Below are 14,604 nucleotides of genomic sequence, written 5' to 3' on the forward strand. Positions count from 1 at the left end.
CGCCCTGGCTCAGCGCCAGGAGATGTCGTACTCGCCCTCGAGCGTATCCAGTTGCCGGCCGTACACCGTCACGCCCAGGATGCGTGCCTCCTCGAACAGGCCCAGGATGACGCCCTCCTGGAACGGCATGGGCATGAAGTCGCGGTGCATGGTCCACACGCAGCGATTGGGCCCCAGCCACCGCAAGGAGTGCACGCCGGCGTTCACGGCGATCCGATAAGCCTCGGGGGCCTGGGTCATCAACCGCCTCGCGTCACTGCCCGCCGCCACGAGCAGCGCCCGGCCGACGTGGGACGCCAGGAAGTCGCGCACGCACCGCCGTCCCAACATCCGCAGAACCTGGACGGCACCTCCATGCCGGGCGGCCAGGGGCTCGAGGGCCACGTTCAGCACCTCGAGTTGCAGCCGGGAGGGGTACTGGAAGGAGTCCACGTACGTGTCGTGCTGCGCCCACACCTGGCGGCAGCGCTCCAGCACGTCCGCGTCCCCCTGGCCGAGCGCGAGGACCGCCGACTGGAAGCTGCGCACGAACAGCCCCCGCGTCGTGTGCGAGGACGTCACGAGTTCCAGCCGCCGCGAGAGATCGGGAACCCACCCGTCTCCTAAAGGAGAAGCAATCAATCGGACCTCGGATTCGAAGGGGGGCGCGAAGCCCGGATCCAACCGCGGAGGTACCTCATCCCCACACTCACCGCCAGGAGATGTCGTACTCACTGTCCAGCACGCCTGTCTGCACACCCACCACGTGGACACGGCGGGCATCCATCCGCTCCAACATGGCCACCAGCATGCCCTCGTGGAACGCCGCGGGCGCGAAGTCCCGCTGCATGGTGAAGCGGCAGTGCTGGGGGCCCAACCACTCCACCGAGCGCGTGCCATTGACCGACACCAGATAGGTGGACGGCAGGTGATTGACGAGCCGCCGCGCCTCGCCACGCACCAGCACCTGCATGGCCCTGCCGGCCTCCGACTCCAGGAAGTCCGTCGCCACGCAATGCCCCATCAACCACAGGGTGCACTCCGCCTCGCCATGGCGCTCCATGAGCGGGGGCAACGCCGTGGACACCATCTCCAGGAAGAGCCGGATGGAGTAGTTGAAGAAGTCGAAGAACCAGGCCTGTCCGCACGCGGCGGCACACCGCGCCGCCAGCTCCTCGTCGCCGAGCACCCGGATGGCCCGCAGGGCGCCCTGGAAGAACAAGCCACGCGCCATGTCCTCCGAGGTCGCCTGGGCCAGCCGTGGCGCCCACAGCGACTCGCGTCCCGGAGAAAACTCGAGCGGGGGGCTCACCTTGCTCCCTCGCCCATGGAGGAGCCGCTCACTGCCACCAGAAGTCGCATTCACTGTCGAGCCCACCTGTCTGCCTGCCACTGACACGTACCGCGCGCCCCCCCCACAAACCCAACGATGTCTTCACCATGCCCTCGTGGAACGGATAGGGCATGAAGTCCTGCTTGAGCGTGAGCCGTCCACTGCACGGCCCCATCCAACGCACCTCGTATTCGCCAATGCTCACCGACGTGCGATAGGCCATGGGCAGCGCGGATTGCAGCTGCCGGGGACTGAGCGGTGACAGTGACAACATCACCTTGCCCACCCCGAGCCCCCACACCCTGCGCGCCACCTGCTGTCCGAGCTGCCGCAGCCCCTCCTCCGCTCCCCCATACTCCTGCGCCAGGGCCGGCAGCGCCGTGGAGACCATCCGGTAGTGCAGCCTCGCGGGGTAGCTGAAGAAGTCCAGGAAGTGCGACTCGCCACTCTCCTCCACACACCGCCTCACCAGCGGCTCTTGTCCCAGGGAGCGGAGCGCGTCGAGTGTGCCATTGAAGTACATCCCACGCACCGTGTGCCGCTCCGCGACCAGACCGCTGCGCCGCGCCAGCTCCCGCTCCCAGGCGTCTGCCTTTGCCCCACCAAGGCCCACGCTGTCATTCACGGCCATGAGTGCCCCCTGAGCGGCAACCCGTTCGAACGACCAATTCCTAGCGTAGGCCATCCCGCCGGGACGTCAGCAACAGCCCGCGACATCCTATTCCTTTTTCCAGGGGAAAGGATAGGCATTGTCTGTCTTTCCATTCCCCTTGTGGGATTGCGCTGTCATCACCCGGCCCCTACCGGAGCGTTGAAAGCTTTCACTCCGGCCACAGCGAGGTGCCGCGTGGTGTGAGGATCAGCGCGCGTGCAGCAGCCAGCGCTCGAGCTCCTCGGGCAGCGAGGCGAAGTCAGGAATGACCCAATGGGCGCCCGCCTCACGCAGCGTCTGTTCAGGAACGAGGGTGGTGACACCCACGGCGAACATGCCGGCCGCGCGCGCCGCGAGGATGCCGTTGATGGCGTCCTCGAAGACGACGCACCCGGAGGGCTCCACGCCGAGCGCCCGGGCGGTGGCGAGGAAGATGTCCGGCGCGGGCTTGCCCCGCTTCACGTCCTCGGCGCCGACGACGCGCGAGAAGAAGGAGCGCAGCGCGAGCCCATCGAGCACGAAGTCACGGTTGGGCGCGGGCGCGGCCGTGGCCACCGCGAGCCCCCGCCCCGCCTGCCGCAAGCGAGCGAGCAGCTCCGGGGCTCCGCGCAGGGCCACCATGTGCGGCCCGTACAGCGCGCGGTAGTGCGCTTCCTTCTGCTCCGCCAGGCGCGTCACCTCCTCGGGGGCCATGGGGCGGCCCAGCAGCGCGGGGAGGATCTCCTCGTTGCGCTTGCCGGCGAACTCCCGCTCGAAGCGCTCCTCGGGCGCGCCGGCCTCATCCAGGCCGAGCGAGCGCACCAGGGCGACCCAGGCCTGGACGTGGAAGCGCATGTTGTCGACGAGCGTGCCGTCCATGTCGAAGAGGACGGCGGAGGGGGGAGGCAGGGGCATGGACATGCCCCACGCCCTATCACGTCTGCCAGGAGACCTCGTATTCGCTCTCCAGCGTGGAGAGCTGGTGGCCGCGCACCTGGGCGTCGCGCGCGCTCGCCTTGTCCAGCACCCCCATCAACACGCCCTCGAGGAAGGGGTAGGGCATGAACTCCCGGCGCATGATGAGCCGGCCGCGCGTGGGGCCCGTCCACACGATGGAGCGGCTGCCAAAGCTCACCGAGGCCCGGTACGTCGCCGGCAGGTTGTCCACCAGCTTCTTCACGTCCCCATTGGCCAGCAGTTGCAGCGCCATGCCCGCCGCCGAGCACAGGAAGCCATCCGCGGCGCGGTAGCCCAGGGCGCGCAGTGCCTCGTCGATGCCGCCACAGCGGTCCTCCAGCATGCGCGCCGCGATGAACACCATGCGCAGGCTGGCGCTCACCGGATAGGCGAAGAAGTCGACGAGCTTGTCCTCGCCACTGGCCCGCTGGCAGTCGCGCACCGCGTCCTCGTCTCCCAGACAGCGGACCGCCTCCAGCGTGGTGCGCAAGAACATCCCCCGCGCCGTGTCCGAGGGCGATGCCATGGCCAGACGCCGCGCCAGATCCTCATCCGAGCCAGGCGGGACCACGACCCATGGGTCCTGTTCATCGTGTCTGTGCATGCGCCCGCAACTTCACACCGCTCCCCCCCGCGCCGTCCACAGCCCCCGCGCATATTTCCCTCCATGGGCGCTCACATGTCTGATCATTGACCAGCTCAATCCGGCTGCACAAATCCATTCTACCTGCAAACCAGACCTGAAGAGAGGGATTAAGCCGGAAAAGAGGGTGAGGCGGAACCGGAGGAGGAGAGGTCGGACTGCCCGAGGAAGTCGTCCAGGGCCCCCACGTCGATGGGTTTGCGGAACACGGCGTCCACGAGGGCGAGGTTGGCGCGATTCTGCCCGCGCACGTCCATGCCGGTGACGATGGCGAGCAGCGCATGGGGAGAGCGCTGGCGCAGCTCGCGCGCCACCTCCCAGCCGGACAGGTCCGGCATCACCGCGTCCAGGAGCGCCGCGTCATAGAGCCGCTCGTCCCACATCTTGAGCGCCACCTCGCCGCCCGGGGCCACCTTCACGTCGTAGCCCTCCTCGCTGAGCAGCTCCGCCATCATCCGCGCGTTGTCCGGATCGTCGTCCACCACCAGCACCCGGCGCGTGCGCTGGAAGCGCCGGGGTCCCACCATGCCGAAGCCTTCCCCCGCGAGCCGCTCGTCCTCCTCGCGCTCCTGGGCCGAGCGCACCAGCGGCATGCGCACGACGAAGGCCGCGCCCGGGCGCCCGGCGAGGTTCTCCACCGTCAGCTCCCCGCCCCAGCGCCGCACCTGCTCGCGCGCCACCGCGAGCAGCAGCGAGAGCTGGGGGGCGCCCACCTCGCGGTTGAGCGGATCGAACATGCGCGTCATCTCCCCGGCGGTGTAGGGCGCGCCCGAGTCCTCCACGCGCAGCATGCCCTGGCCCCCCGGCTCCGCGCGCGTCTGGATCACCACGCGCCCGCCCCCGTCGCCCAGCCGCTCGCGCTCGGCCAGCAGCAGGTTCACCACCAGCTCGCGGAAGAAGCCCGGATCGGCCCGCACCACACCGGGATTGCCCAGGCGCAGCTCCACCGTCACCGGGTGCTCGCGCTGCTCCAGCTCCCCGCGCGCCAGCTCCAGCGCCTCGCGCACCATGGCATCCACCTGCACGTCGTGCAGGTGCTCCTCGCTGCGCTCCACGTTGAACTCCTGCAGCCGCGCCACCAGCTCCCCCACCTGCCCCACCGTCTTGTCCAGCGAGTCCAGGTGCTCGGGGTTGTACTCGCGCCGCAAGAGGGTGATGCGCAGGCGCAGCACGTTGAGCAGGTTGTTGAGCGCGTGTGCCGCGCCACCGGCCAGCTGCCCCAGGGCCTGCGTGCGCGTGCGCTGCAACAGCCGGCCCTGCAACCGGCGCAGCTCGTCATGAGCGCTCAAGAGCGCCTTGTTCTGGTTGGCCGCCTCGGTGCGGTCGGTGAAGGTTTGAATGACGCCGGCGAGCTCGTCGCCCTCCTGCCGCAGGGGCGTGGCGCTCAGCTCCAGGGTGGCCTCATCCCCGCCGGGCCGCTCCACCACCATGAGCACGCCGCGCACCGGGCCGTGCTCGCGCAGCGCCCGCATGAAGGGCATGTCGGCCACCTTGAAGGGCGTGCCGTCCGGGTGGCGCGCGTTCACCTGCGAGAGCATCGTCGCCAGCGACGTGTGCGAGCGCGAGCCCACCACGGCGCGCATGGGCATGCCGATGAGGCGGCTGACCGGCGGCGTGGCGAAGGACACCGTCCCATCCAGCTCGGCCAGCAGGATGCCCACCTCCACGTGGTTGAGCACCGACTCCATCACCGCCGCCTCGCGAAAGCGCACCTCCTCCGTCTTGAGCACCCGCGTGAAGGAGGCCTGCGCCGAGGCATGTGCCTCGCCCACCAGTTCCACCACGAAGGTGGCCACCTCCGGCTCCAGCCGCTGGCGGTTGCGCCGCGCGTACACGTAGAGCAGCACTTCCCCCAGCGCCTTGAACTCGCGCGCCAGGTCCTCCGGGTCGAAGCGCTGGTCATAACGCCGCGCGCCGTGCGAACGCACCACCTCCGGCCAGAGGATGAGGGCGTCCCTCCCCCGATCCCTGAGCAGGCGGACGAGCTCGTCCACCAACGGGCGCAAGGGGGCGCGCAAGTCCCTGCCGGGGACATCCAATTCATGGGTCTCGGCCCGGATGCGCTTGGCCCACAGCCGCACCACGCGCTCGCCCTCCTCTTCCAGCAGGGAGAGCAGGGCCGATACCGGATCCAGGGGCCGTGGGGTGTTTTGGAGGAAGGGAATGACCATGGTTCCTCCCGTACAGAGTGGGCATGGGAGCTGGGACAGGCCAGCCGCAAATACGACGGTCCCCCACGAGAGGGCGAGGATGGCGAACGACGGTAATGATCGCGACAAGAACGAATTCGAGGTCTCTCCGATCTCGGACTCGGCCATGGCGCAGCTCTTCCGGGGCGAGCTCAGCCGCTCGGACACCTGGCGCTCGCGACTGGACAACACCACCAACTGGTCGCTCACCACCACCGCGGCCGTCATCTCCTTCGGCTTCACCACCTCGGCCTCGCCGGTGGTGTTCCTGGTGGGCATCTGGATGGTGCTGACGTTCCTGCTCATCGAGGCGCGGCGCTACCGCTACTACGACCTGTGGATCCGCCGGGTGCGACTGTTGGAAAACGGCTACTGGGTGCCGCTCTTGCGCCGCGAGCCGGTGGACCCGGATGCCATCCGCGAGCTGGTCAGCTTGGTGGAGCGGCCGCAAATCCAGCTCTCGCTCTTCTCGGCCATCTCCACGCGGCTCAACCGCGCCTATGGCCCCATCCTGCTCGTGTTGACGCTCACCTGGTTCGTCAAGGTGTACACCCACCCCTCCGCCCCCAAGGACGTGGGCGACTTCATGCAGCGGGCGAGCGTGGGCCCGGTGCCGGGCGGGGTGGTGACGGTGGTGGTGGGGCTGGTGGTGCTCGTCTTCGCCTACATCTTCGCGTCCTCCTTCTTCACCCGGGCGCCCATGGGCGAGCTGCGCCCGCTGCCCCGGGGCCGGCGCGCCGCGTTGTGGGAGTCGTTCTACCGGCCCTACGCCACGCTCGCTCCCCGCCGCCGGGGCCGCCGCCCCGCTCCGCCCCCGCCTCCTGTTCCGCCTTCGTCCATGAATTAGCGCGGCCCGCGCACGGCGGGTTTTCCTCCTTCCGAGCCCCTGGCTTTTGTGGTTGAAGCGAACGCCATGGCGACTCCGCGTACGGTCACGGTCATCAATGGCGACGGTATCGGCCCCGAGGTCATGGCGGCCACCCTCCGGGTCCTCCAGGCGCTCGAGGTCCCCCTGGAGTTCGAGCACCGGGACGCGGGAGCAGAGTGCATCGCCAAGTTCGGCACCAACCTGCCCGACGCGACGGTGGAGTCGGTGCTGCGCAATGGCGTGGCGCTCAAGGGTCCCACGGGCACGGTGGTGGGCGGCGGAATGGCCTCGGCCAACGTGGGGCTGCGCAAGCGCCTGGACCTGTACTCCGCGCTGCGCCCCGTCAAGAGCGTGCCCGGCGTGAAGACGCGCTACGAGGGCGTGGACCTGGTGGTGGTGCGCGAGAACACGGAGAGCCTCTACGCGGGCCTCGAGCACATCATCGTGCCGGGCGTGGTGGAGTCCTTGAAGATCATCACCGAGAAGGCCTCCACCCGCATCGCGCGCTTCGCCTTCGAGCACGCGCGCAAGAACGGGCGCAAGAAGGTCACCGCGGTGCACAAGGCCAACATCATGAAGCTGTCGGATGGCCTCTTCCTCGACTGCGCGCGCAAGGTGGGCCGCGAGTACCCGGAGATCCAGTACGAGGAGGTCATCGTCGACAACATGTGCATGCAGCTCGTGAAGGATCCGAGCCGCTATGACGTGCTGGTGATGGAGAACCTGTACGGGGACATCCTCAGTGACTTGTGCGCGGGGCTCGTGGGAGGCCTGGGCCTGGTGCCGGGCGCCAACATCGGCGAGCGCACGGCGATGTTCGAGGCGGTGCACGGCACGGCGCCGGACATCGCGGGCAAGGGCCTGGCCAACCCCACCGCGCTGATGATGTCGGCGGTGATGATGCTCGACTGGTTGGACATGAAGGACGCGGCGCGCCGCTTCGAGACCGCGCTCACCCGCGTGCACTCCGAGGGCAAGGCGCGCACCGGAGACCTGGGCGGCACCTCCAGCACGCGCGACTTCACCGACGCCGTCATCGCCGCGCTGTAGCGCTCAGCCGACGGTGACGCGGCGCACGCCGCGGGCTTCCAGGAGCGCGGGCAGCCGCTCGCGCTGATCCCCCTGGAGCACCAGGGTGTCCTCCTCCACCGTCCCGCCACAACCCAGCGCGCCCTTGAGCGCCTTGAGCCACTTCTCGCGCTCGGCCTCGGGCAGCCCCAGCTGCTCCACCACCGTCACCTCCTTGCCGCCGCGGCCCTTGCGCTCCATGCGCACCACGGCGCGCGCGGGCCCCTTGGCCGGCTCGTCCTTCACGGGCGCGGGCGCCGGCCCGGCGGGCAGCGCCTCGCGGTTGAGCGCGAGCGAGGCGAAGGGGTTGTGGAAGGGCGCCGCGGGGGCGGGCGCCTCGGGCTTCTTGTCGCGCTTGCCCATGACGTCCGCTCAGTGCGCCTCGTGGGCCTGGAGGGCGCGCGGCGCGGGCAGGGTGCCGAAGGCGCTCGCGTCCGGATTGCCGTCCGCCAGCACCAGCGCATAGAGGAACGCCGGGAACGCGGCGGCCTCCCGGCCATTGACGACCACCAGGGGCGTGCCGTGCAGGTCATGCTGCCGGGCGTAGGCGATGTCGTCGCGCAGCTTGCGCTCGGTGTCCTGCATGGCGATGCACCCATCCAGTTGCATGCGGGACACGCTGCCCGAGGAGAGCACCTGCAACACCACGTCGCGGCTGGTGAGCGAGCGCTGGGCGGCGAAGAGCTTCTCGCGCAGCTCCCAATAGTCCGGAGCGCCCTCGATGCAGATCTGCGCCTTGGCGGCGACACAGCGGATGCCGGAGCCGTCGGTGGCCTGGGGAGGCATGGTGAAGTTGCACTCGCTGTCGAGCGGGAACTGGCGGGCCTCGAGGGACAACTTGCCCTCGGGCAGGCGCTTCTTCATGACGGCGAGCGTCTCCACCAGGGACTTGCAGTGGGGGCAGCGGCTGTCGGTCCACTCCACCATCTTCACCGGCGCGCTCGTCGTCCCATACAGGCGGCGCGCGGGCGACAGGGCCGGCAGGGGGATGTCCCGGCGATAGGCCGCGAGCGCGTCGGAGACGGCCTGCTGCTCCTGCGCGGACAGGCTCTTGAGGTAGGCCTCCAGCGAGCCCGGAAGCGGGGCCGCCTGGGCGACGGACTCCGCCGAGGACGAGGAGGAGCGGGGCGTCTGCAGGCCGGGCACGAGCAGCGCGACATAGGCGGCCACGGTGAAGCCCGCCGTCCACTTCAGGGTGGTGGCCCACTCGTCCGCCTGGGGCAGGAGCGCGCCGGGCAGACCCTTCCAGGCCACGGCGGCGAAGGCGAGCGTGAGCACGTAGGTGCCCAGACACGTGGGGCACAGCACGCCGGTGCTCGCGCTCACGGCGGCGAACACGGCACAGGCGGCCACGCCCGCGGCGGCCGTCAGGCGCAGCCCGTTGACGGCGGGCCGCACGGGACGTCCGCCCCGCTGCCAGACGAGGTAGAGCGCGGAGAGCGCCACGGCGACGAGGCCCCACACGAGCCCGAGTCCCGCCACGGGCATGCGCAGGTACTCGTGCACCGCGCCGGCGAAGGGCGTGTTCCACACCGTCTCGCAGTTGACGTGATCGGAGACACCACACACGGTGGCGCCGCCCTGGCGCAGGGTGAGCAGCTGGCTCCACTGGAAGAGGGAGAGGGCGCTCTCGGCGAGCCCCAGGGCGAGCAGCACCTGGGCTCCGCGAACGGGGGTGGGAGGGGGCGGATTGGCCTTCTTGCTCATGCGTGCTCCGGAGGGGGGGTCATCAGGACGAGGAGGCGGGCGTTGCCGGGACCATCATTGGTGACGCCGTGCTCGACGCCCGCGGGTGCGAAGAGGGCGGCGCCGGGGCCGTGAGGGGCCTCGTCCGCGCCGATGCGGAAGCGGCACTGCCCTTCCAGGACGAGGTACACCTTGTCCGAGTGGGCGTGCTGGTGGGGTTTCTGGGTCTGGCCGGGCGCGAGGCAGTACACGTCCAGGAAGAAGCGCTCCGACTTGAAGAGGTTGTGTTTCTGGAGCTTCTCCGCGGAGAAGCCCATGAAGTCGGACAGGTGTTTCACATCCATCGTGGCATTCACTCCCGGGCCTCTATATAGCGACGGTCATGCAACCGCTGTCTCTGCATTTTCTTCACGAGCAGGCAGGCGCCCGCTTCCAGGAAGCCAACGGCCGCGAGGTCGTGGCCGATTATGGGGACGCGGAGGCCGAATACCGGGCGGCCCGGGAAAGCGTGGCCCTGCACGATGCCACCTACCGCGAAGCGCTGCGCATAACCGGGGAGGACCGTACAAGCTTCCTGCACGGCATGGTGACCCAGGACGTGAAGGGGCTGGCGGCCGGGGCCTCGGCCTACACCGCCCTCATCACCGTGAAGGGCGCCATGGTGGCCGACGCCCGGATCCTCCGCCGGGAGAACGACCTGGTGCTCGACCTGGAGCCGGGGCTGGGCGGCAAGGTCCGGGAGTTCCTGGAGAAGTTCCTCATCTCCGAGGACGCGGAGCTGCACGACGCCACGGAGGAGCAGGGGGTGCTGCGGCTGCTCGGCCCCCGGACGTCCGAGCTGCTCGGGGCCGTCCTGGGCCAGCCCTTCGCCCCCCTCGCCCCGCACACCACCCGGGCGGTCACCCTGGCCGGCCAGGACGTCCTGCTCCAGGGCGCGACCTGGCCCTCCCCCCCGGGCGTGGACGTGTGGGTGCCGCGCTCCGGACTGGAAGCGGTCTGGAAGGCGCTGGTGGCGGCGGGCTCGGGCTTCGGGCTCAAGCCCCTGGGCTGGCGCGCCCTGGAGGTGCTGCGGGTGGAGGCCGGGGTGCCGCGCTACGGCCAGGACATGGTCGACACCACCATCCCCCTGGAAGCCAACCTCACGCACGGCATCTCCTACAACAAGGGGTGCTACATCGGGCAGGAGGTCATCGCCCGCGCCACCTTCCGGGGACACATGAACCGGAAGCTGGCCGGCCTGCGCCTCGGCACGGCCGAGACGGCGCCCGGGACCGAGCTGAAGAAGGACGGCAAGAAGGTCGGCTGGCTCACCAGCGTGGTGCGCGCTCCGGGCTCCGGCCAGTCGCTGGCCCTGGGCTACGTGCACCGCGACCACCTGGAGCCGGGAACGGTGCTGACGGTGGGCGACGGACCCGCCGAGGCCACCGTGTCCGCGCTCCCCTTCGCCTGACGTCCGCGCCCTCCACCTCCGGCCCGGCTCATCCGGGACCCGGGGCATCCCGCACGGCAGCCACCTGATCGTCGCGCGGGTAGTACCCGTGCCCCGGCACGGGCTGGAGGCCCTCCACGGGCAGCTCCGTCCCCGGCCCGGCCGGCAGCACCAGGCGGGGCCGGGCCACGCACAACACCGTCTGCTCGCTGCCCGTGGGGTTGTCATAGCGGTGCGCCATGCCCCGCGGCCAATGGAAGGCCGTGCCGCGCGCCACCGGCTGGCCCTGCGCCAACAGCCCGGAGCCCAGCACCAGCTCACTCTCCTCTCCCTCCGGATGCGCGGGCATGGACAGGACACCGCCGGGCTTCACGCGCAGACGGTAGACGCCATAGCCGGTGCCCTCGTGCAGCACCTCCACGCGTCCGAACGACGTCTCCCGCTCCGCGTAGACCATCTCCCGCGCCGCGCGGTGCACCTGGAGCGAGGGCACCACCAGGCCACCGAGCGCCTGGGGCTTGGTGATGCGCACGGAGGCGGCCTCCAGGCGCGTGCGGGGCGAGTCCTCGCGGGGAGGCACGAGGAGGTAGTGACACACCGCCTCCGCCGCGGACTCCAGCAGCTCGAAGCGGCAGGCCTCCAGCAGGAAGCGCAGCTCTCCGGCCAGCCGCCCGTAGTGCACCGTGTCCCCGAGCCGTCCACTGGCTCCGGCCGAGCGGGTATCCAGGAAGAGCGCCACGTCGAGCCGCAGCGGCTGGGCCGCCACGCGCTCGCGGTTGTAGATGCCCACGATGCAGTCCACCGTGAGGCCTCGCAGCGCGATGACGTCCAGCGGCCGGCCCCGGTCGTCCATCACCTGGGGAGGATGAAAGGCTTCCGCGCTCACAGTTGCGCGCTCCGGCCACCGTCCACGGCGATCACCTGCCCGGTGACATACGGCGCCTCGCGGGCGAGGAAGAGCACGGTGCGGGCCACGTCCTCCACGCTGCCCACGCGGCCGAACGGGATGCGCGCGAGCGTCGCCTCGCGCTCGGCCGGGCCGAAGTTCTCGGGAAAGGCCACCGTGCCGGGAGACACGGCGTTGACGCGCACGTGCGGCGCCAGCTCCACCGCCAGCGCCCGGGTGAGCATGATGAGCGCCGCCTTGCTCACCGTGTAGTGCGCATACCCGCTCTCCGCCCGCTCCCCGCCGATGTCGGTGATGTGCACCACCAGCGGCTGCGTGCCCTGGCGCAGGGACGGCAGCAACGCCTGCGTCAGGAAGAAGGGCGCGTCCAGGTTCACCCCGAGCATCGTCCGGTACTGCTCGCGGGAGATGGAGCCGAAGGCCACCCGCTCATAGAGCCCCGCGTTGTGGACCACCACGTCCAGGGCCGGGTGCTCCGCGCGCACCCGCGCCCCCAGCTCATCCACCGCCCCGGGCTGGGACAGGTCCGCGGCGTAGACGGTGACACGGCGGCCGAGCGCCCGCAGCTCCTCGGCCAGTGCTTCCGCCGGCTTCATCGAACGATTCACGTGGAGCGCGAGGTCATACCCGGCATGGCCCAACGCACGAGCCACCGCGCTGCCCACGCGGATTCCAGCCCCTGTGACGAATGCGGTCCCCATATGGGCGGCATCCTTATCGCGGGCCGAGCAGGCGGGCGAGCCCCTCGACCCATCCCACCCCAAAAGTCCTTCCGCCCGAGATGACCGGTTGAGTCTCCCCCGCTGGCTGCTTAGGTTGAGCGGGAGAGGAGGATTCCAGGCCATGGCGGAAGTGCCCGAGGTGGAAACGCTGGTGCGCGACCTGCAACAAGCGGTGGTGGGACGGCGCTTCACCGGCGCGGAGGTGCTGGAGCCCGCGGCGGTGCGCTTCCCCTCGCACCGGGAGCTGTCCTCGCGCCTGGAGGGACGCCGTGTCACCGCCGCGCGGCGGCGGGCCAAGCTCATGCTCCTGTCACTGGACGACGGCCAGGTGCTGGCCCTCCACCTGATGCTCTGGGGCAACCTCGCGCTGCGGCCCGTGAGCGGCACGCGGCCCGAGGCCACCCTCGTGGTGTTCGGCCTCGAAGGGGGCGAGGAGCTCATCTTCAGCGACACCCTCGGCTATGCCCGGGCCGCGCTCGCCCCCGCGGACGAGCTGGCCGAGCGCCTGAAGTTGTCCGAGCTGGGGCCCGAGGCGCTCGCGGATGACTTCACCCCCGAGCTGCTCGCGCGGCAACTGCGCCGGCGCCGGGGGCCGCTCAAGACGGTGCTCCTCAACCAGCGCGTCCTCGCGGGGCTCGGCAACCGTGACGCCGACGAGAGCCTGTGGAGCGCGGGCCTTCATCCCCGCCGCTCCGCCGCCTCGCTGACGCCCACCGAGATGGGCCGCCTCCACCAGGCCATCCTCGAGGTGCTCGACGAGGGCATCCGCCTGCGGGGCACCCAGCGGGATCTCTTCGGCGTCCAGGGACAGGCCCTTCACCGCCGCCACGTGTTCGGCCGCACGGGCGAGCCCTGTCCCCGCTGTGGTACCGCGGTGCACGCGAGCAAGCTCGGCGGACGCAACACCCACTGGTGCCCGCACTGCCAGCCCGAGCACCCGTCCACCCACGCGCCCGCCCTGCCCCTGGGGCCCTGAACCCCGGGCCCCGGGACGTGCGGCTCAGACCCGGCCTTGGGCCTGCTGCGCGCGCTCGATGCTCTCGAAGAGCGCGCGGAAGTTGCCGAAGCCGAAGCCCTGGTCACCCTTGCGCTGGATGAGCTCGTAGAAGAAGGGACCCGCCCTCTGGTCCTTGTAGAGCCCCGCCCCTTCCTGCATGAAGATCTGCAGCATGTAGCTGTGCTCGCCGCCGCCATCCACGAGCACCTGCAGGTCGCGCAGCACCTCGACGTCCTCGTCGATCTTCTTGATGCCCAGCTTCTGGATGTGCTCGGGCAGCACGTCGTAGTAGGAGCCCGGCGTCGGCATGAAGTTCACGGCCTTCTGGTCGCGCATCTCACGCACGGTGGTGAGGATGTCCTTCACGATGAGCGCCAGGTGCTGCACGCCATCACCCCGGTTGTCCTCGTTGAAGAGGTTGACCTGCGAGGCCTTGAAGAACGGGCGCAGGGGCTCGTTGTTGGCGAACTTCACCCGGCTCGCCGGATCCCACATCACCTCGGAGCGCAGGCCCGAGCCGTGCGAGCGCTTCTGCTGCGCCTTCACGTCCTCGGTGTGGAACTGCACCTCCCAGAACTTCTCGAAGCCCATGACATGCTCCATCCACAGGAGCATGGGCTTCATCGTCTGGAAGTTGGTGGTGATGTGGTCCACGTGGCTGAAGCCGTAGCGGTTGGTGCCACCGCGCGGCTCGGGGTGCGCCACGAAGCCCGGAAAGAGAGGCTGATACCCATCGCGCTGGATGAAGCGGAAGGTGGTGTCGCCAAAGGGCGTGGTGATGGAGAACTGGGCGAGCTTGCCGCCCTTCTCGTCCGTGTAGCGCTCGATGTCGTTGATGAAGGTGGCGCCGCGCTCCTCCAGCAGACGGAAGGTCTTCTCGATGTCCTCCACCTGGAAGTTGAGCGTGCCCACGCCGTCCGGGTGCTTGCGCAGATAACGCCACGCCCGGCCGCCCTCGCCCACCGGCTGGCTCACCACCAGCACGATCTGCCCCGCCTGGAAGACGACGGACTTCTGCTTGCCCTTGGCCTCCAGCTCGGGGGAGGACACGCCCCGCTCCGTGAAGTCCATCCCATTCACATAGAAGCGGCGGCTGCGCTCCAGGTCGGACACATACCAGTGAACGCTCTCCAAACCCTTGATGCCCAGCGATTCAAGCTTTGCCATGTGTCATCGGCTCCTTTGGTGCGTCGCG

The 14,604-nt window shown here is 70.0% G+C and carries 16 protein-coding genes; 4 read left to right on the top strand and 12 right to left on the bottom strand.

Annotated elements, in window-relative coordinates; genetic code table 11:
* Positions 1-9 precede the first annotated feature (9 nt).
* The 6 genes from F0U63_RS42535 to F0U63_RS42560 all read right to left on the bottom strand — a co-directional run bounded on the left by F0U63_RS42535 (position 10) and on the right by F0U63_RS42560 (position 5,714).
* Positions 10-561 (bottom strand): DUF2378 family protein, encoded by a 552-nt coding sequence (locus tag F0U63_RS42535; protein ID WP_395839817.1) that lies wholly within the window; start codon positions 559-561, stop codon positions 10-12.
* Positions 562-688: 127 nt separating this feature from the next.
* Entirely contained in the window at positions 689-1,291 is a 603-nt protein-coding gene (locus tag F0U63_RS42540; RefSeq protein WP_395839819.1) for a TIGR02265 family protein, read from the bottom strand.
* 28 nt (positions 1,292-1,319) lie between these two features.
* A complete protein-coding gene (locus F0U63_RS42545) occupies positions 1,320-1,943 on the bottom strand; it encodes a TIGR02265 family protein (protein ID WP_395839822.1) in 624 nt (207 codons plus the stop codon).
* 228 nt (positions 1,944-2,171) lie between these two features.
* Positions 2,172-2,864, bottom strand: a complete 693-nt coding sequence (locus F0U63_RS42550; RefSeq protein ID WP_395839824.1) for an HAD family hydrolase — start codon at positions 2,862-2,864, stop codon at positions 2,172-2,174.
* A gap of 13 nt (positions 2,865-2,877) precedes the next feature.
* A complete protein-coding gene (locus F0U63_RS42555; RefSeq protein ID WP_395839827.1) occupies positions 2,878-3,504 on the bottom strand; it encodes a TIGR02265 family protein in 627 nt (208 codons plus the stop codon).
* Between the two features lie 149 nt (positions 3,505-3,653).
* Positions 3,654-5,714, bottom strand: a complete 2,061-nt coding sequence (locus F0U63_RS42560; RefSeq protein WP_395839830.1) for a response regulator — start codon at positions 5,712-5,714, stop codon at positions 3,654-3,656.
* A 79-nt stretch (positions 5,715-5,793) separates the two neighbouring features.
* Between F0U63_RS42560 and F0U63_RS42565 the strand changes: the two genes are divergently transcribed.
* Entirely contained in the window at positions 5,794-6,579 is a 786-nt protein-coding gene (locus F0U63_RS42565) for a DUF2270 domain-containing protein (RefSeq protein WP_395839833.1), read from the top strand.
* Between the two features lie 66 nt (positions 6,580-6,645).
* Complete coding sequence (locus tag F0U63_RS42570) at positions 6,646-7,650, top strand: isocitrate dehydrogenase (NAD(+)) (protein WP_395839836.1); 1,005 nt, start codon at positions 6,646-6,648, stop codon at positions 7,648-7,650.
* A 3-nt stretch (positions 7,651-7,653) separates the two neighbouring features.
* Here the strand turns inward: F0U63_RS42570 and F0U63_RS42575 are convergent, their stop codons facing one another.
* The 3 genes from F0U63_RS42575 to F0U63_RS42585 are packed head-to-tail and all read right to left on the bottom strand — an operon-like array spanning position 7,654 to position 9,698.
* Entirely contained in the window at positions 7,654-8,031 is a 378-nt protein-coding gene (locus F0U63_RS42575; protein ID WP_395839838.1) for a translation initiation factor, read from the bottom strand.
* Between the two features lie 9 nt (positions 8,032-8,040).
* Entirely contained in the window at positions 8,041-9,375 is a 1,335-nt protein-coding gene (locus tag F0U63_RS42580) for a thioredoxin domain-containing protein (RefSeq protein ID WP_395839841.1), read from the bottom strand.
* Positions 9,372-9,698 (bottom strand): cupin domain-containing protein, encoded by a 327-nt coding sequence (locus F0U63_RS42585; protein ID WP_002622809.1) that lies wholly within the window; start codon positions 9,696-9,698, stop codon positions 9,372-9,374. Before F0U63_RS42585 ends, F0U63_RS42580 begins: the two co-directional genes overlap by 4 nt.
* Positions 9,699-9,736: 38 nt before the next feature.
* Between F0U63_RS42585 and F0U63_RS42590 the strand changes: the two genes are divergently transcribed.
* The gene (locus F0U63_RS42590; RefSeq protein WP_395839845.1) at positions 9,737-10,804 is read left to right on the top strand and encodes a YgfZ/GcvT domain-containing protein; all 1,068 of its coding nucleotides are present in this window, start codon (positions 9,737-9,739) and stop codon (positions 10,802-10,804) included.
* A gap of 28 nt (positions 10,805-10,832) precedes the next feature.
* On the opposite strand, the gene F0U63_RS42595 is transcribed toward F0U63_RS42590, so the two are convergent.
* Both F0U63_RS42595 and F0U63_RS42600 read right to left on the bottom strand, forming a co-directional pair.
* A complete protein-coding gene (locus F0U63_RS42595; protein WP_395839847.1) occupies positions 10,833-11,669 on the bottom strand; it encodes a dihydroneopterin aldolase in 837 nt (278 codons plus the stop codon).
* The gene (locus F0U63_RS42600) at positions 11,666-12,391 is read right to left on the bottom strand and encodes an SDR family oxidoreductase (protein ID WP_395839850.1); all 726 of its coding nucleotides are present in this window, start codon (positions 12,389-12,391) and stop codon (positions 11,666-11,668) included. The genes F0U63_RS42595 and F0U63_RS42600 overlap by 4 nt, the downstream gene beginning before the upstream one ends.
* A 142-nt stretch (positions 12,392-12,533) precedes the next feature.
* Here F0U63_RS42600 and mutM point away from each other — a divergent pair, with 142 nt between their 5' ends.
* Positions 12,534-13,388 carry a bifunctional DNA-formamidopyrimidine glycosylase/DNA-(apurinic or apyrimidinic site) lyase gene (gene mutM / locus F0U63_RS42605; protein ID WP_395839852.1) on the top strand — a complete coding sequence of 285 codons (855 nt, stop codon included), beginning with the start codon at positions 12,534-12,536 and terminating at the stop codon, positions 13,386-13,388.
* A 24-nt stretch (positions 13,389-13,412) separates the two neighbouring features.
* On the opposite strand, the gene F0U63_RS42610 is transcribed toward mutM, so the two are convergent.
* Positions 13,413-14,576: a 4-hydroxyphenylpyruvate dioxygenase family protein gene (locus F0U63_RS42610; protein ID WP_395839855.1), complete on the bottom strand. Its 1,164-nt coding sequence runs from the start codon at positions 14,574-14,576 to the stop codon at positions 13,413-13,415.
* Between the last annotated feature and the right edge of the window lie 28 nt (positions 14,577-14,604).

The organism is Cystobacter fuscus (genome assembly GCF_044360685.1).
Classification (GTDB): domain Bacteria; phylum Myxococcota; class Myxococcia; order Myxococcales; family Myxococcaceae; genus Cystobacter; species Cystobacter fuscus_C.